The sequence below is a fragment of the Nocardioidaceae bacterium genome (assembly GCA_018672315.1).
In the GTDB taxonomy this organism is placed as follows: Bacteria; Actinomycetota; Actinomycetes; order Propionibacteriales; family Nocardioidaceae; genus TYQ2.
Genome location: CP076053.1, coordinates 3,335,047 through 3,351,334 on the forward strand (window position 1 = coordinate 3,335,047; position 16,288 = coordinate 3,351,334).

Genomic DNA, 16,288 nt, shown 5'->3' on the forward strand with positions numbered 1-16,288 from the left:
TTGGTCCGGACCTTCTCGATACGTACGGTCTCCAGACGTGCGGACCTCTCGGGTGGCCTCGCTGATCGCGGTGCTGGTGCTCATGCTCGCGGCCTGTCGACCTCTCGGTCCCGGGTCGTCCGGACCCTCGGCCGACCTCGGTGACGCGGACCCGCGCCCCAACATCGTCGTGGTGATGACCGACGACATGCGGGTCGACGACCTGCGCTTCGCGCCCTCCGTACGCCGTCTCGTCGCCGCACGCGGTGCCGAGGCCCGCAACGCCTTCAGCACCTTCCCGCTCTGCTGCCCGGCGCGCGCGTCGTTCCTGACGGGCCAGTACGCGCACAACCACGAGGTGCTCAGCCACCAGCCCCCGTACGGGTTCGGTGCCTTCGACGACTCCGAGACCTTGGCGACGTCGCTCTCCGATGCGGGCTACCGCACCGGGTTCATCGGCAAGTACCTCAACGAGTACGGCATCGATCCCTCCCTGGTCACCGGGGAGCCGTCCGCGACGTACGTGCCGCCCGGCTGGGACGACTGGCGCGCCAGCATCTCTGACCCCGACCGTGACGACCCGAGCATCGTCGGCGGCACGTACGACTACCGCCGCACCCCGTTCACCATGGACGGCGAGGTCAGCCAGCACTGGCACGGGCGCTACCAGACCGAGGTGCTCGGTGACTTCTCGCTGGACATGACGCGGCAGTTCACCGAGGACCGGGCGCGGACGGGTGAGCCGTTCTTCATGTGGCTCTCCCACGTCGCTCCGCACGTGGGACTGCCCCGTGACCCCGACGACCCGGCGCCGATCCGGCTGGCCGACGGGGAGATCGAGGGCTACTCGACCCCGTCGGTGCCGAAGGACGTGCGCGGCATCTACGACGACGTCATCGACCGCGGTGCGGGGATGCCGCGCGACGACGCCGACGTGCCGGACACCGTCGAGGGCACTCCGCGGTTCTTCGCCGACCTGCCGCCGCTGAGCCGTGACGAGCGCGAGGCGCTCCGCGAGGTCACCCGCCAGCGCGCCGAGGCGATCCACGTCGTCGACCAGCAGGTCGAGCGGTTGGTGGATCAGCTCGAGGAGTCGGGGGAGTGGGAGCGCACGGTCTTCGTGTTCGTGTCCGACAACGGCTACTTCCAGGGCGAGCACCGGCAGCGGGCCGGCAAGATGAAGGCCCACGAGCCGTCGCTGCGCATCCCGCTCGTCGTCGCCGGTCCGGGGATCGAGGCCGGTCGCGACGTCTGGGAGCCGTTCACGCTCGTCGACCTCACCGCGACCCTGCTCGACGCGGCGAACGCACGCCCGCCGCACACACCCGACGGCGCCTCGCACTGGGAGACGCTGCGCGGCTCACCGTCGCCGGGGTGGCGCCACGCCGTGCTCACCCAGGGGGCGTGGGGGGAGCAGAAGCTGACCAGGCCCCTGCGGCCCCTCGAGCGGCGACGGGGCTTCACCGACGTCCGCGTCTCGATCGGACTCCGGACGGCGCAGTACTCCTACACCCGGTACGCCGACGGTTTCGTCGAGCTCTACGACCTGCTCGCCGACCCGCTGCAGCTCGACAACGTCGCGCGCGATCCCCACCGACGCGAGCTCGTGAGGACGCTGCGGGGCCTGTGGGACGACTACAAGGACTGTGTCGGGGCCACGTGTCGGGTGGACCTGCCCGGTCCTCTCCGGGCCGACCGAGGCGAGGCGGAGCGCATGGGGCGGGCGTACTGGCGGGCCGTGGACGCGGCGTACGGCTGGGACTGACGCGCGGCCCGCCCCCGTGCTCACTGTGGTCACCTCGTGATCGGCGCGTACGTCAGGAGCAAGCGGGGGCGTACGTCGACGTTGGCGTGCTCGCGGGAGCAGAACCGGAGCGCGTCGCCCCCGTTGTTGCTCACCATCAGCGACGTGCGACCGCCGTTCGCGGAGAACGCGGCGGGGTTCAGGTCGATGGCGTAGCGACGCCCGCGGTCGGGCGCCCGGAACGAGCCGATGTCGGCGATGCCGCGCGGCTGGGTCCGCCAGGTCAGACCGGTCTCCGACCACCCCGCGGCGGTGAGGCGTACGACGTGGGTGTCGACGCTGCCGCCGTCGGTGGAGCCCTCGGAGCTGATCAGCATCTGGACCCGTGCGAGGCGCGTGCCCGCCGGGGCTGCAGGCAGGTCGAACGCGAGGTAGCTGCGCTCGCGCGGGGAGCCGTCCGAGCTCAGCGACCAGGCGCCGGCGTGATTGCTGGTGGGGGCGCGCTGACCGACCCAGGCGTCCGCGACGGCGTCGACGGACACCGTGGAGGGCTGCGGCTCGGGCGTGGGCTCGGGCGTGGGCTCGGGCGTGGGCTCGGGCGTGGGCTCGGGCGTGGGCTCGGGCGTGGGCTCGGGCGTGGGCGAGCCGGCGAGCGTCGCCACTGCCGTGAGCGCGGGGCGGGGGGAGAAGTCGCGGTTCATCAGACCGTAGCCGTCCTGGTGGATGTCCCCGGAGCCCTTGTCGCGGGAGTTGTACCAGATGGCCAGCGTGACCTGGGGCCACCGCGAGGCGATGTGCTTCATGCTGCGCACCAGGAAGTCCGCCTGCTGGGCGGCCGTCACGCCGCGGCTCCAGTTGGGCTGTCCGGGCGCGTTGACGTGCGTCGACCAGCCGAACTCGGTGAAGTAGATCGGCTTGTCGCCGTCCCCGTGCCGGGCCATGAGCCGCACCAGCTCGTCGGTGTGCCCCATCGTCCACATGGTCCCGTCGTCGGGCACCTCGGGTGCCTGGTCGGCGACCCCCATGTAGGGGTGCACGGCCATGACGTCGAAGTAGCCGTGGGCGCCGGCGGCGTACGTCTTCGCTATCCAGTCGGTGTCGACGTACATGGGTCCGCCGTAGACGATCGTGACGTCCGGGTCGACGGCGTGGGCTGCGGTGTACGCCGCCTTGAGCAGCGCCGTGTACTGGACCGGGTCGGCGCCGACGAGGAAGTCGCCGGAGTTCGGCTCGTTCCAGATCTCCCACGCCTCGACCTTGTCGCCCCACCGGTCGACCAGCCAGGCGAGCGCCTTGCCGTAGTCCGCGGGGTCGGTCGGGGCGACGCGTTCGCCCTTGCCGCCGTTGGCCCAGGAGGGGGTCAGCCAGAACGTCAGCAGCACCTTCAGACCCCGCGCACGGGCCGCGTCGATCTGCCGCTCGACGAACGGCACGGCCCAGACGGTGTCGAAGCTGTCCCGCTTCGGCTGCAGCATCGCCCAGCCGACGTCGATGCGGACCCAGCCCGTGCCGTGCGCGGCGAGGGTGTCGACCTCTCGGGTCCGGTCCGAATCGGTCTGTCCGCTCCAGGTTGCGTGCCACTGGCTCCCGAACTCCAGGCGAGGCGACGGCGCGGTGTCGGCTCGCGCAGAGCCCGCCACACCGGGGAGGAGCGTGGCGCAGAGCAGCATGACTCCGAGGATGACGGCCAGGTGGGTGGAGCGGCGGGGGAGCGCGGCCTGCTGGGGCACGCCGGGAGCGCGGTCGTGGAACACGTGGGGGCCTTCCGTGGCGGGATGAGGCCACGAGAGTGCGGTCGCGAGGGCACCTGCCGCGCTCACTTCCCGGTTCCTTGACCAAGGCTTTGGACCCGGGTCCTACGTCCTGAACCGGACGGGCTACTCGGCCTGGTCCTGAACGCCACCGAACAACGCCCAGGGGTAGTCCTCGAGCCTGGTCCACCAGTCCGCGTCGCCTAGACAGGCGGGCGGCCACGACACCGCCCCACTGACACCGTCGACGTCCCACGACCGTACGGGCACGACCGGTCGCGCCCGGACGACGACCTCAGCCTCGTCCCTGCGTGAAGGTGATGGTGCCGTCGCGTTCTCGACGATGCTGGTAGCGGCCGTCGTGGATGCGGCGGTGGTGGAACGCGCACAGCGAGACCATGTCGGCCAGGTCGGTGGTGCCGCCGTGGGACCAGGGTCTGGCGTGGTGCAGCTCGGTCCAGGCGTACGGGGTCTGGCACCCGGTCGCGGCGCAGGTGGTGTGCCGGGTCGCTCCCGCGAGGCGTTGGGCCTCGGAGAACAGGCGCCGCTGCCGGCCGAGGTCCAGCGGCTGGGACTCCCCACCGAGCACCACGGGCACGAGACCGGAGCTGCACGCGAGCCGCCGGGTGGTCGCGGCAGAGAGCCGCTCACCGGTGTCGATCCCAGCCGCCTTCACCGCCCCCGCGAGCGTGGTGTGGTCCATCGTCACCACGAGCGTGGTCGCGGTCTTGCCCGAGAGCCGGTCGGTCGGCAGGTGCTCCAGGAGGTCCGCGAACGCGACCCCCCGCTCGTGCGCCCAGTCCCGATCGATGCTCTGACCGCCCCGCGCGTGTGATGCTCCCAGGGCGGCGCGGCGGGGGGCGGTCATCGCGGCCAGGATCTTCCGCAGCACCGACCCCGCCAGGTGCGGGACGGTGAAGTGACCGGTCACAGTGCCGTCAGCGTTGTCATGCACCGTCAACCGCGCCTTGGCCAGGGCCCGGGTCTCCTCATCGACCAGCTGGGCGTCCTCGTGGGCGTCGACCACGGCGGGGTCGGGTTCGACGACCTCGAGGACCCGGCGGGCGTGGCGTCGCAGCTGGGTCGGGTCCAGGGTGCGGCTGCGCTCGACGAGCCGCTGCTCCACGATGGCCTTGTCCTGCGCGGACAGCCCGGCAGGGAGCTGCGCGGTGGCGTGCGCGATCACCGCGGCGTGCTCACGCGAGACCAGCCCCGCGTCTAGGGCCTGACTCGTCGCGGGAAGGCGGTCATCGAGGTCGGAGGCCAGACCCACGGTGCGGGCAGCGGCTGCACCGGTGGTGCGGGTGCGAGCAGCCAACCAGTCACTGGTGGTACGCACCCCCGCATCAGAGGCCACGGTGGTCTTCGCGGCCGCGGCGACCAGCCGCAGCTCGTACGCCTGCAACCGCGCCCTCGCCCGAGCGACCTCCGCGATCAACGCGTCACACTCCCGCGATGACAACCCTTCGACCGGACCCGCAGCGTCGAGGGCGTCATGAACCGAGCTGACCGTCTCCCGAGCACCCCGCTCACGCGACCGCCCAGCGATCGGGGTGGGGTCGAGGAGCGAGGTCATGCATACACACTACTCGAACACACGTTCGAAAGACCTCGAACGCGCCGACCTGGGGAGAAGCAGAGACCCCAGGTCATGGACCTGGGGTGTCGGTGTCCGAGGGGGGACTTGAACCCCCACCCTCTATACGAGGACTAGCACCTCAAGCTAGCGCGTCTGCCTATTCCGCCACCCGGACGAGTGGTGCGTACGCAGCCCTCACGGGGCCACCTGCGCGGCCGCAACTGTAGCAGCAGAGAGGCCTGCCTCCGGGTGGTGCCCCCACCGCTCGGATGCCACGATGGCGGCATGGCAGGTGACAGCGACAACCAGACCGCGGGCCCGGACCACGTGACGGCAGCTGACGAGGTCGTGCAGATGTGCTCGGACCTCATCGGCATCGACACGACGAACTACGGGGACGCCGGCGGGCCGGGGGAGCGCAAGGCCGCCGAGCACGTCGTCGGGCTGCTCGACGAGGTGGGCATCGAGGCCACGATCCACGAGTCCGAGCCCGGTCGCGCCAGCGTCCTCGCGCGGTGGGGTGGTGACGTCGGCGATCCGCTGCTGATCCACGGGCACCTCGACGTCGTTCCCGCGGAGGCCGACGACTGGCAGGTGCACCCGTTCTCGGGCGAGGTCCGCGACGGCATGGTCTGGGGCCGCGGCGCCGTCGACATGAAGGACTTCGACGCGATGCTGCTGTCGGTCGTACGCCAGCGTCAGCGCGAAGGACGCGTACCCGACCGACCCGTGCTGCTCGCCTTCACCGCCGACGAGGAGGCGGGTGGCCACAAGGGCGCGGAGTACCTCATCGAGAACCACCGCGACTTCTTCGACGGTGCCACCGAGGCCGTCGGCGAGGTCGGCGGCTTCTCCGCGACCATCCGCGGACGGCGCCTGTACCTCATCGAGACCGCAGAGAAGGGCATGGCCTGGATGCGGCTGACCGCGAAAGGTACCGCTGGCCACGGCTCGATGCGTCACCCCGACAACGCCGTGACCGCCCTGTCCGCGGCCGTCGCACGCGTCGGGGCGTACGACTGGCCGGTGCAGCTGACCCCGACGATGGAGACCCTGCTCGGGGTCGTCGCCGAGATGGCCGGCACCCAGGTGACGCCCGACAACGTCGAGGACCTGGTCGCCGAGTTCGGCTCGGCGAGCCGCATGCTCGGCGCGGTCATCAAGAACACGACCAACCCGACCATGCTCGACGCGGGCTACAAGGTGAACGTGATCCCGCAGAAGGCCGAGGCCTCGATCGACGGACGCTTCCTGCCCGGGCAGCGCGAGCAGTTCCTCGCGACCATGGAGGACCTCGTGGGCGAGGACATCGAGATCGGCTTCCACAGCCTGCAGGACCCGCTGGAGACCTCCTTCGACGGCCGTATCGTCGACGGCATCCGTACGGCGCTCGCCGCCGAGGACCCCGAGGCGCTCGTGGCGCCGTACGTGATGAGCGGTGGCACCGACGGCAAGCACTTCAACAAGCTTGGCATGCGGTGCTTCGGGTTCGCGCCGCTGCGGCTGCCCGAGGACCTCGACTTCACCGGCCTCTTCCACGGCATCGACGAGCGGGTCCCGGTCGATGCACTGCAGTTCGGCACGCGGGTCTTCGACAGGTTCCTCGACGAGGTCGCCACCGCGCGGTCATGAGCCGGTCGTGAGCGGCCTTCGGGTCAACGGCTCGCTCGTCGTGCCCGACGCGGAGCTGAGAGAGCGGTTCTCCCGGTCCTCGGGGCCGGGCGGGCAGGGCGTCAACACCACCGACTCGCGGGTCGAGCTGCTCTACGACCTCGCGGCCTCGGCGGTGCTCACCGAGGGCCAGCGGGCACGGCTGACCAGCCGGCTGGGGGACCGTCTCACCGGATCGGTGCTGACGGTGACGGCGAGCGAGCACCGTACGCAGCTGGCGAACCGTCGCGCGGCCCGCGACCGCATGGCGACGCTCCTGCGGGGTGCGCTCGCCCCGCCCGCGCCGAAGCGGCGGCCCACGAGGCGTACGCGCGGCTCCAACGAGCGCCGGTTGCAGGGCAAGAAGGAGCGGGGCCAGGTCAAGGCCGCGAGGCGCAGACCCGACTGGTGAGGCGCTAGACGAAGAGCTCCTCGCGCCGCTGGCGGATGATCTTGCGGCGCAGCTTCACGCGGCGTACGCCGTCGTTGCCGATACGGACCCGGTCGAGCTCCCAGCCGCCGGTCTCGGCGTGCTCGACCAGGACCTTGCGGACGACGTTGCGTGACAGGGTGCGGTCCAGGAGCACCGAGCGGAACTCCCACTCGATGCCGGGTCGGGTCGCGCGGCGGTCCTTGGCTGCCATGCGAGCCAGTGTGCCTCAGGCCCGGGAGAGCGACGTGGGCCCCGCGCCGCCCGGGCTCGCCACCCCGCCGGCGAAGCCGACCGAGACGTCGTCGAGGGCGGAGGCCAGCGCGGGCGGCAACGACAGCTCCTCGGTGGCGAGAGCCCCGCGGAGCTGGGCGGCCGTGCGTGCCCCCACCAGGGGAGCCGTCACACCGGGGCGGTCGCGGACCCAGCAGAGCGCGACCTCCAGCGGCGTCCACTCCAGACCGTCGGCGGCCTTGCTGACTGCCTCGACCACCCCGCGGGCACCGGCGCCGAGGTACGGGGCGACGAAGCCCGCGAAGTGGTCGGACCCGCCGCGGGAGTCGGCCGGTGTGCCGGTGCGGTACTTGCCGGTGAGCACCCCGCGCCCCAGCGGCGACCACACGAGCGCGCCCATCCCCAGGGAGTCGGCCGCCGGGAGGACCTCGTGCTCGATGCCGCGGGACAGCAGCGAGTACTCCACCTGGGCCGCCACCAGGGTCGGCGAGGCGTCGCGCAGCTCGCACAGCGTCGCGGCCCGAGCGGTCTGCCAGCCGTTGTAGTTCGAGACACCCACGTACGCGGCACGGCCGGTCGAGACGGCGGTCTCCAGCGCCGAGAGCGTCTCGGCCAGCGGCACGTCGTCGGACCAGGTGTGCAGCTGCCACAGGTCGACGCTGTCGACGCCCAGGCGGCGCAGCGACCCGTCGAGCGCGCGCAGCAGGCCGCCGCGGGAGAGGTCGACCTCGCGTACGCCGCGGCGCCGCCCCAGGCCCGCCTTGGTCGCGACCACGACGTCGTCGCGTGCGACCACGTCGCCGATCAGCGACCCGAGGAGCTCCTCGGAGGCACCGTCGCCGTAGCCCGCGGCGGTGTCCACGAGCGTGCCGCCGGCCGCGGTGAAGTCGCGCAGCTGCTCGCGCGCCTCGTGCTCGTCGGTGTCGCGCCCCCACGTCATCGTGCCGAGGCCCAGGCGCGAGACGCGCAGTCCCGAGGCTCCGACGTGGCGCTGCTGCATGAGGCTCACGCTACTGCGAGCGTCGGGCCCTGACCGGCAGCCCACGCGCCCTACGCTGACCTGCGTGATCGACTACCTGCAGGCCATCGTGCTCGGCACCCTCCAGGGGCTGACGGAGTTCCTGCCGATCTCCTCGAGCGCCCACCTGCGCATCTTCCCCGAGCTGTTCGGGTGGGGCGATCCCGGCGCAGCGTTCACCGCGGTGACCCAGATCGGCACCGAGGTCGCGGTGCTGCTCTACTTCCGCAAGGACATCTGGAACATCGCGACCACCTGGACGCAGTCGCTGTGGAAGCCCGAGCTGCGCGGCGACCTGAATGCGCGCATGGGGTGGTACGTCATCATCGGGTCCCTCCCCATCGTGATCCTGGGGCTGCTGCTGCAGGACGTCATCCGCGACCAGTTCCGCTCGCTGTGGATCGTCGGCACCACCCTGATCGTCTTCGGCATCGTGCTCGGCATCGCCGACCGGGTCGGGTCGACGGAGAAGACCGCGAAGGACCTCACCTGGCGCCACGCGGTGCTCTACGGCCTCGCGCAGGCCGCGGCGCTCGTGCCCGGCGTCTCACGCTCGGGCGGCACCATCTCGATGGGACGGTTCCTCGGGTACGACCGTGCGGCCGCCACGCGCTTCGCCTTCCTGCTCGCCATCCCGGCCGTCATCGGCGCCGGTGTCTTCGAGCTCAAGTCCGTGCTCGAGTGCAACGCGGGGTCGGCCGCGGAGGAGTGCGTCAACGCGTACACGAACGGCCAGACGCTCGCCGCGACGGTCGTGGCCTTCGCCGTGGGCTACGTCGTCATCGCCGCCCTGCTGCGCTACCTGCAGAGCAACACCTTCTCGCCCTTCGTGATCTACCGGATCATCCTCGGTTCGGGCGTGCTCGTGCTGCTCTCGGCGGGCGTTTTGGCCGCCTGACCCCCCCCGTACGCCGAGAGGTCACTTCCCGCGAGAGGTCACTTCCCGCGAGAGGTCACTTCCCGCGAGAGGTCGATTGTCGCGGCTTTACGGTCGCGACAATCGACCTCTCGCCGGGGGTCAGGCGTACGCCCAGACGAGGCCGGCGGTGCACAGCAGCAGGATCACGCTGAGCACCCGGTAGTTCGCCCAGACCGGCACCGACTGCTCCTTCAGCCGCGTCGTCTCCTCGGTCCAGTAGCGGTTGTCCCAGGTGAGCTCACCGGTCTTCTCGGTGTCCGGCGTCTCTCCCAGCGCGCTGATGAGGAACAACAGCAGGACCGACAACGTCAGACTCATGCCCGCGACGTAGAGGAACTGCAGGGGGATGTCGAAGGTCGAGAACTCGATCAGCCCCGACGGGTAGGGCACCGGCAGCGTCTCGAAGACGCCCATCACCTCGATGAGCACGAACGTGAGAGCCCCGAGCGGCTGCATGATCACCAGCGTGCTGAACGCCGCGGTCGCGTTGATGCGCTTGACCGCGATGCCGAGCAGGAACACGGCCACCACGGGCGGCACCAGGTAGGACAGCACCGACTGCAGGTAGCCGTACAACGTGTCGAACTGCGCGATCGTCGGCGCCCACACCACCGCGACCACCAGGGCGCCCACCGTGGAGAGCTGTCCCACGCGGACGAGCTGCTGCTGGCTGATGTCGGGCTTCACCGGCTTGACGAAGTCCATCGTGACGATGGTGGAGGCGGAGTTGAGGATCGAGTCCACCGTCGAGGTGATCGCCGCGATGACCGCGGCGAGGATCAGCCCTCGCAACCCCACCGGCAGCAGGTCGAAGACGAGCGTCGGGAAGACCGTGTCGGGGTTCTGCAGGTTCGGGTAGAGCACCAGCGCCATCACGCCGGGGAAGATGAACAGGAACAGGAACGCGAGCTTGATGAAGCCGGCCAGCAAGGAGCCCCACCGGCCGTGGTCCAGGCTCTTCGCCCCGAGGCTGCGCTGCACGACGAGCTGGTTGGTCGTCCAGTAGTAGAGCCCGATCACGATGACGCCGGTGATCAGCCCGGGCCACGGGAGGTCGGGGTCGCCGGGCGGCAGGATCAGGCTCATCCGTCGGTCGCCGGCGGCCTCGCGCACGTTCTCGAACGACCCGACGGCCTCGAGGGTGAAGAAGAAGACCAGCGCGCCGCCGACAATCGTGATGGTCGCCTGGATCGAGTCGGAGATCATGACCGCGCCGAGACCGCCGATGACCGTGTAGACGGCGGCCAGCAGGGCCAGCGCGGCGATCGACACCCAGATCGGCACCTGCGGGTAGATCGCCTTGATGAGGATCGCGCCGGCATAGAGCGCCGCCGCCATGTCGATGAACATGTTGGCGAAGAGGTTGAAGCCGGCGAATGCCTTGCGGGAGCGGTGGTCGAAGCGGTTCTCGAGGAACTCCGGCAGCGTGAAGACCTTGCTGCGCAGGTAGAAGGGCAGGATGAAGAAGATGAAGATGACGAGGATGACCGCGCTCATCCACTCGTAGGCGAAGATCGAGATGCCCTGGTCGTACGCCCCGCCGGCCAGGCCGACGAACGTCGCACCGCTCATGTTGGTCGCCACCAGCGACAGGCCGACGAACGGCCACAGGAAGTTGCGGCCGCCGAGGAAGTACTGCTCGGACTCGTCGCCGCCCTCCTCCTTGTTCTTCTTCGAGGCCCGCTGGGAGAACACGAGCGGGATGATGCGGCTGAGGATGAGGTAGCCGATGATCACCGACAGGTCGATCCAGCCGACGGCGAAGTTGGGGGCACCACCGCCCCCGCCGCCCTCGGCGGCGAGCAGGACCTCGTCCGTGGTGGCGTTCAGCAGCCTCATCAGCGGTCCCTCCTGACGACGAGCACCGGGCACGGCGCATGGCGTACGACGGACTCGGCGTCGGAGCCGAGCAGCACCCGGGTGAAGGTGTTCAGTCCTCGCGACCCGAGGACGATCAGGTCGGCCTCGATCTCGTCGCGCAGCCGCAGGATCTGGTCGACGGCGCGCCCCACCCGTACGTGCTCGTGCAGGTCCAACCCGGGGTCGACCGTGCGCAGGTGGGCGACCTCGGCGTCGAGCATGACGCGGGCCTCCTGCTCGACGCGGTCACGTTGCTCGCGGTTCAGCGTCTTGGAGTTCGTCCACGCCGAGAGCAGGCCGACGTGCAGCACGTGGAGCTCGCTGCGCGTGTCGTGCACCAGGGCGAGCGCGTGGTCGCGGGCGAGGTCGGAACTGGCGGAACCGTCGACCGCGAGCAGCACGCGGGTCGGGAACCTCGGGGTCGGTCGTGGCATCGGGTCCTCCTGGCTCGGGACGATTCCGACGCCCGTGCCCGCATGACGTACCTCACACACGCCTCACGTCGGGGTCGCCGCAGACCGGTATCTCATCGATACCGACACGCGTACGTGTCAGAACCAGCCGGAGCGCTTGAAGAAGAAGAGGAGCACCAGCGAGGTCACCGCCATCAGACCCAGCGCGTACGGGTAGCCGTAGGTCCAGTCGAGCTCGGGCATGTTCGTGAAGTTCATGCCGTACACCGCCCCGATCAGCGTCGGTCCGGCCACCAGCGCCACGGCCGCCGACAGTCGGCGCATGTCGTCGTTCTGCTGCACGCCGATCATCGCCAGGTGGGCGTTGAACGCCGTGGAGAGCAGGTCGTCGAGCGAGTCGATGATCTCCGCGACCCGGTCGACGTGGTCCGCGACGTCCCGAAAGCCCTGCGAGGACGCAGGGTCGATGCCCTGGACCCGCCCGCCCGCGAGGCGGCCGATCGGCTCGCGCAGCGGCATCACCGCACGTCGGCACTCCAGGATCTCGCGCTTGAGCGTGTAGATGCGCCGGGAGTCGTTCGTACGCTCCTCGGAGAACACGGCCGCCTCGACCTCGTCGACGTCGACGGTGAGCTCGGTGGCCACGGCCTCGTAGCCGTCCACGACCGAGTCGGCCACCACGTAGACCACGGCCGAGGGCCCCCGGGCGTCGGTGCGCAGCCGCTGGTCGATGCGCCGCCGGGCGTCGTGCAGCGGGTTGCCCTCGCCGTGGCGCACGGTCACCACGAAGTCCGCGCCGATGAACAGGGCGATCTCACCGGTCTCCACGGCGTCGCGCTCGTCGAAGTACCACAGCGTCTTCAGCACCATGAACTGCAGACCCTCGTACGCCTCGAGCTTGGGCCGCTGGTGAGCCTTCAGGGCGTCCTCGACCGCGAAGGACGGCAGGTCGTAGACCCGCTCCACCTCGGCCAGCTCCTCGGTGGTCGGCTCCCACAGGCCGACCCAGGTGAAGTCGCCCTCGCGCGCACGGTCACGGACCCCCGCGAGATCGTCGGCATCGCAGCCGACGTCGACCCGGGCGCCGTCGCGGTAGAGCGCGTTGTCCTGGAGCACGGGCGTCACTCTAGGTGTCCGCGGGGGCGGGGGAGCGGCGCGCGACGCACGGACAGGCCGTCTGGCTAGTCTCGACGCGTGCCCACTCTCGTCCTGGCCCGTCACGGCCGCAGCACCGCCAACACCGGCGGCGTGCTCGCGGGCCGCACCCCGGGGGTCCACCTCGACGACACGGGCGTCGAGCAGGCGCGTGCGGCGGGTTCCCGCCTGGCCGGGGTGCCGTTGGCTGCCGCGGTCAGCTCCCCGCTCGAGCGCTGCCGAGAGACCGCGGCGGAGATCCTCGGCCGCCAGGCGTACGCGGGCGAGCACGACGCGCCCCCGACGCCCGTCCTCACGGGGGAGCCGGGACTCGTGGAGTGCGACTACGGCGACTGGTCGGGCCGCAAGATCACCGAGCTCACCGGCGAGGACACCTGGAAGGTCGTTCAGGCGCATCCCTCGGCCGCGGTCTTCCCCGGTGGCGAGGCCATGGCGGACATGGCGCACCGTGCCGTCGAGGCGGTCCGCCGCCACGACTCCCGCGTCAAGGAGGAGCACGGCGACCACGCGGTGTGGCTCGCGGTCAGCCACGGCGACGTCATCAAGGCGATCCTCGCCGACGCGCTCGGGCTGCACCTCGACAGCTTCCAGCGGATCATGGTCGACACCGCCTCGCTGTCGGTGATCCGCTACACGGCCACCCGCGCCTTCGTCGTGTCCAGCAACACCGTCGCGGGCGACCTGACCTCCCTGTACGCCCCACCCACCGAGGGTGAGACGGCGGCCGCGAGCAGCGACGCGGTCGTCGGCGGCGAGACCGGCGTACGCACCGATGAGACCCCCGCGAGCCCCACGAGCGAGGAGAGCTGAATGGCGCCCGTGACCCACACCTACGACCCTCCGGAGCGGTTCGTGGCCGGCACCGTCGGCGAACCGGGCGCGCGCACGTTCTTCCTGCAGGCCCGCGCGGGTACCCGCATCACCTCGGTGGCCCTGGAGAAGCAGCAGGTCGAGATCCTCGGCCAGCGCGTCGACGAGCTCCTCGACGAGGTCATCAGCTCGTCGGGGGACGACACCGAGGCCGTCGTGCCGGCCGTGACCCCGCACGAGCTGCTCGACGACGCACCGCTGGAGCAGCCCATCGACGAGGAGTTCCGCGTCGGCACGATGACGCTGTCGTGGGAGCCGGCCGACGCCCGCGTCGTGCTCGAGATCTTCTCGGTGGCCGAGACGCAGGTGACGGTGCTCGAGGAGTCCGAGGACGGCACCGAGGCCGAGGTCGAGGTCGAGGAGGGGGAGCCGGGCGAGCTGTTGCTGGTGCGGTTGAGCGCCGGGCAGGCCCGTGCCTTCGCCTCCCGCGCGGAGAAGGTCGTCTCCGCGGGCCGTGCGCAGTGCCCGTTCTGCAGCGAGCCGATGGACCCGAACGGTCACCTGTGCGTCCGCGCGAACGGGTTCCGACGCTCCGGCGGTCGCTGAGTGACAGCCGACACCGCTGGCGCCGCTGCGCGGATCGAGAGACTCCTGCGGGGAGAGCTCGCGGTGCTGGGTCGCATCCGGCCCGCGTCCAACGTGGCGTTCCTCGGTGAGGTCGAGACCGGGGCGGGCGAGCCCGTCCGCTGCATCTACAAGCCCGTCTCGGGCGAGGCCCCGCTGTGGGACTTCCCGCACGGGCAGCTCGCGGGACGCGAGCTCGCCTCGTTCCTCGTCTCGGACGCGCTGGGCTGGCACGTGGTCCCTCCCACGGTCCTGCGCGACGGTCCCGCGGGCACCGGCATGGTGCAGGAGTGGCAGGACGTGGTGCTCGAGGGACACCCGGTCGACGTCGTACCGGCCGGTGCCGTGCCGCCGGGGTGGCACGCGGTCTTCGACGGCTTCGACGGCGCCGAGAACGAGGTGACCCTGGTCCACGACGACTCCGACGCCCTGCGCCGCATCGCGCTCTTCGACGTCATCGCGAACAACGCCGACCGCAAGGGGAGCCACGTGCTGCGTACGGCCGAGGGGCGCACCCTCGGCATCGACCACGGTCTGACCTTCCACCACCAGCCGAAGCTGCGCACCGTGCTGTGGGGGTGGGCGGACGAGCCGCTGACCGAGGCCGAGGTCGACGACGTCGCGGGCCTGCTCGAGCAGCTGCTCGACCCCGCGGCGCCCCTGACCGAAGCGCTGTCGGCCCTGCTGGTCGACCTCGAGCTGCAGGCCCTGCGCGGTCGGTGCCAGCGGCTGCTGCGCACGCGCGTGCTCCCCGAGCCCGGAGATGCCTGGCCGGTCATCCCCTGGCCGCCGATCTGAGCGACCGGTCTGAGCGCCGGGCGGCCGAGCTGCCTCGATAGGCTCGCCGCATGCGTGCCTGGACGTCCCCGACCTTCCCCGACCAGACGCCGTGGGACGCCGCCGACGCGGGACCCGTACGCCTCTTCGACACCGCCCGCGGTGAGGTCATCGCCACGGACCCGGGGGAGCGGGCACGGCTCTACGTCTGCGGCATCACGCCGTACGACTCGACCCACCTGGGGCACGCCGCGACCTACGTCGCCTTCGACCTGCTGGTGCGCGCGTGGCGTGCGGCCGGCCACGAGGTCCTCTACGCCCAGAACGTCACCGACGTCGACGACCCGTTGTTCGAGCGGGCGACCCGGGACGGTGTCGACTGGCGCGAGCTGGGGGAGTCCCAGACCGATCTCTTCCGCGGCGACATGGAGGCCCTGCGGGTCATCGCGCCCGACCACTACACCTCGGTCACCGAGGCCGTGCCGCAGATCGTCGCGCTGATCGAGGGCCTGGAGCAGGCAGGGGCGACGTACACGGTCGACGGCGACGTGTACGCCTCCGTCACCGCCGACACGGCCTTCGGTGCGGTCTCGGGGTGGGCCCGGGAGCGCATGCTCGAGGTCTTCCCCGAGCGGGGCGGCGACCCCGACCGGGCGGGCAAGCGCGATCCCCTCGACGCGCTCGTGTGGCGCGCCCACCGCGAGGGCGAGCCTTCCTGGGACTCGCCCTGGGGGCCCGGCCGCCCCGGCTGGCACATCGAGTGCTCCGCGATCGCGTACGACCACCTCGGCGGCACGTTCGACGTGCAGGCCGGCGGGTCCGACCTCGTCTTCCCGCACCACGAGATGAGCGCCGGCCACGTGCAGGTGGCCCACGGGGAGCCGTTCGCCAAGGCGTACGCGCACGCCGGCATGGTCGCCCTCGACGGCGAGAAGATGAGCAAGTCGCTGGGCAACCTCGTCTTCGTCTCGAAGCTGGTCAGAGCGGGGCGGGACCCGATGGCCGTACGCCTCGTGCTCCTCGCGCAGCACTACCGCAGCGACTGGGAGTGGACCGAGCAGCTGCTGCTCGCGGCCGAGGAGCGGCTCGCGCGCTGGCGACGGGCGGTGCAGCTGGACTCCGCCCCGGACGCGCGCGCGACCGTGCGCGAGGTGCTCGCCGCGATGGCCGAGGACCTCGACGCCCCCCGGGCGGTGGCCGCGGTCGACGCGTGGACCGCGCAGGCACTCGCCGGCGACGCAGCGAGCGGCGAGACGACCTCGGCGGCCGGGGGAGACGTACGCACGCTTGTCGACGCCTGCCTCGGCGTCGCCCTCTGACCTCCCGGTCGGGGCCGTGGAGGAGC

At 71.3% G+C, this 16,288-nt stretch carries 15 protein-coding genes and 1 tRNA gene; 8 read left to right on the forward strand and 8 right to left on the reverse strand.

Features of this window, described 5'->3' with window-relative positions; genetic code table 11:
- Positions 1–37 precede the first annotated feature (37 nt).
- Positions 38–1,744: a sulfatase gene (locus tag KLP28_16015; protein QWC85017.1), complete on the forward strand. Its 1,707-nt coding sequence runs from the start codon at positions 38–40 to the stop codon at positions 1,742–1,744.
- 29 nt (positions 1,745–1,773) lie between these two features.
- Here KLP28_16015 and KLP28_16020 read toward each other — a convergent pair whose 3' ends face one another.
- The 3 genes from KLP28_16020 to KLP28_16030 form a co-directional block, all read right to left on the reverse strand.
- On the reverse strand, positions 1,774–3,477 hold the full coding sequence (locus KLP28_16020) for a DNRLRE domain-containing protein (protein QWC85018.1): 1,704 nt from the start codon (positions 3,475–3,477) through the stop codon (positions 1,774–1,776).
- Between the two features lie 292 nt (positions 3,478–3,769).
- Complete coding sequence (locus KLP28_16025) at positions 3,770–5,050, reverse strand: HNH endonuclease (protein ID QWC85019.1); 1,281 nt, start codon at positions 5,048–5,050, stop codon at positions 3,770–3,772.
- A 93-nt stretch (positions 5,051–5,143) separates the two neighbouring features.
- Positions 5,144–5,228 (reverse strand) — tRNA-Leu (locus KLP28_16030).
- 110 nt (positions 5,229–5,338) lie between these two features.
- Between KLP28_16030 and KLP28_16035 the strand changes: the two genes are divergently transcribed.
- Both KLP28_16035 and arfB read left to right on the forward strand, forming a co-directional pair.
- Complete coding sequence (locus KLP28_16035; protein QWC85020.1) at positions 5,339–6,685, forward strand: M20/M25/M40 family metallo-hydrolase; 1,347 nt, start codon at positions 5,339–5,341, stop codon at positions 6,683–6,685.
- The gene (gene arfB / locus KLP28_16040) at positions 6,618–7,115 is read left to right on the forward strand and encodes an aminoacyl-tRNA hydrolase (protein ID QWC85021.1); all 498 of its coding nucleotides are present in this window, start codon (positions 6,618–6,620) and stop codon (positions 7,113–7,115) included. Before KLP28_16035 ends, arfB begins: the two co-directional genes overlap by 68 nt.
- 4 nt (positions 7,116–7,119) lie before the next feature.
- Here arfB and KLP28_16045 read toward each other — a convergent pair whose 3' ends face one another.
- Positions 7,120–7,347 (reverse strand): hypothetical protein, encoded by a 228-nt coding sequence (locus KLP28_16045; GenBank protein QWC85022.1) that lies wholly within the window; start codon positions 7,345–7,347, stop codon positions 7,120–7,122.
- A 15-nt stretch (positions 7,348–7,362) separates the two neighbouring features.
- Entirely contained in the window at positions 7,363–8,367 is a 1,005-nt protein-coding gene (locus KLP28_16050) for an aldo/keto reductase (protein QWC85023.1), read from the reverse strand.
- A 67-nt stretch (positions 8,368–8,434) separates the two neighbouring features.
- Here KLP28_16050 and KLP28_16055 point away from each other — a divergent pair, with 67 nt between their 5' ends.
- Positions 8,435–9,283, forward strand: a complete 849-nt coding sequence (locus KLP28_16055) for an undecaprenyl-diphosphate phosphatase (GenBank protein ID QWC87041.1) — start codon at positions 8,435–8,437, stop codon at positions 9,281–9,283.
- A gap of 120 nt (positions 9,284–9,403) precedes the next feature.
- Here KLP28_16055 and KLP28_16060 read toward each other — a convergent pair whose 3' ends face one another.
- From KLP28_16060 to KLP28_16070, 3 genes are all read right to left on the reverse strand, one after another.
- Complete coding sequence (locus KLP28_16060) at positions 9,404–11,143, reverse strand: sodium:solute symporter (protein ID QWC85024.1); 1,740 nt, start codon at positions 11,141–11,143, stop codon at positions 9,404–9,406.
- The gene (locus KLP28_16065; protein ID QWC85025.1) at positions 11,143–11,598 is read right to left on the reverse strand and encodes a universal stress protein; all 456 of its coding nucleotides are present in this window, start codon (positions 11,596–11,598) and stop codon (positions 11,143–11,145) included. The genes KLP28_16060 and KLP28_16065 overlap by 1 nt, the downstream gene beginning before the upstream one ends.
- Before the next feature lie 117 nt (positions 11,599–11,715).
- Positions 11,716–12,693 carry a magnesium and cobalt transport protein CorA gene (locus KLP28_16070; GenBank protein ID QWC85026.1) on the reverse strand — a complete coding sequence of 326 codons (978 nt, stop codon included), beginning with the start codon at positions 12,691–12,693 and terminating at the stop codon, positions 11,716–11,718.
- 78 nt (positions 12,694–12,771) lie between these two features.
- Here KLP28_16070 and KLP28_16075 point away from each other — a divergent pair, with 78 nt between their 5' ends.
- The 4 genes from KLP28_16075 to mshC are packed head-to-tail and all read left to right on the forward strand — an operon-like array spanning position 12,772 to position 16,262.
- On the forward strand, positions 12,772–13,542 hold the full coding sequence (locus KLP28_16075) for an MSMEG_4193 family putative phosphomutase (protein ID QWC85027.1): 771 nt from the start codon (positions 12,772–12,774) through the stop codon (positions 13,540–13,542).
- Entirely contained in the window at positions 13,543–14,148 is a 606-nt protein-coding gene (locus KLP28_16080) for a DUF3090 family protein (GenBank protein ID QWC85028.1), read from the forward strand. It begins immediately after the preceding gene.
- 33 nt (positions 14,149–14,181) lie between these two features.
- On the forward strand, positions 14,182–14,964 hold the full coding sequence (locus KLP28_16085; GenBank protein QWC87042.1) for an SCO1664 family protein: 783 nt from the start codon (positions 14,182–14,184) through the stop codon (positions 14,962–14,964).
- 50 nt (positions 14,965–15,014) lie between these two features.
- Positions 15,015–16,262: a cysteine--1-D-myo-inosityl 2-amino-2-deoxy-alpha-D-glucopyranoside ligase gene (gene mshC, locus KLP28_16090; protein QWC85029.1), complete on the forward strand. Its 1,248-nt coding sequence runs from the start codon at positions 15,015–15,017 to the stop codon at positions 16,260–16,262.
- The last annotated feature ends 26 nt before the right edge of the window (positions 16,263–16,288 follow it).

Bases quoted from the DNA above. Each gene is read 5' to 3' on its own strand.
- KLP28_16065 (QWC85025.1), bottom strand. From the start codon at position 11,598: ATGCCACGACCGACCCCGAGGTTCCCGACCCGCGTGCTGCTCGCGGTC.
- KLP28_16080 (QWC85028.1), top strand. From the start codon at position 13,543: ATGGCGCCCGTGACCCACACCTACGACCCTCCGGAGCGGTTCGTGGCC.
- mshC (QWC85029.1), top strand. From the start codon at position 15,015: ATGCGTGCCTGGACGTCCCCGACCTTCCCCGACCAGACGCCGTGGGAC.
- arfB (QWC85021.1), top strand. From the start codon at position 6,618: ATGCACTGCAGTTCGGCACGCGGGTCTTCGACAGGTTCCTCGACGAGG.
- KLP28_16025 (QWC85019.1), bottom strand. From the start codon at position 5,050: ATGACCTCGCTCCTCGACCCCACCCCGATCGCTGGGCGGTCGCGTGAG.
- KLP28_16050 (QWC85023.1), bottom strand. From the start codon at position 8,367: ATGCAGCAGCGCCACGTCGGAGCCTCGGGACTGCGCGTCTCGCGCCTG.
- KLP28_16035 (QWC85020.1), top strand. From the start codon at position 5,339: ATGGCAGGTGACAGCGACAACCAGACCGCGGGCCCGGACCACGTGACG.
- KLP28_16060 (QWC85024.1), bottom strand. From the start codon at position 11,143: ATGAGGCTGCTGAACGCCACCACGGACGAGGTCCTGCTCGCCGCCGAG.
- KLP28_16045 (QWC85022.1), bottom strand. From the start codon at position 7,347: ATGGCAGCCAAGGACCGCCGCGCGACCCGACCCGGCATCGAGTGGGAG.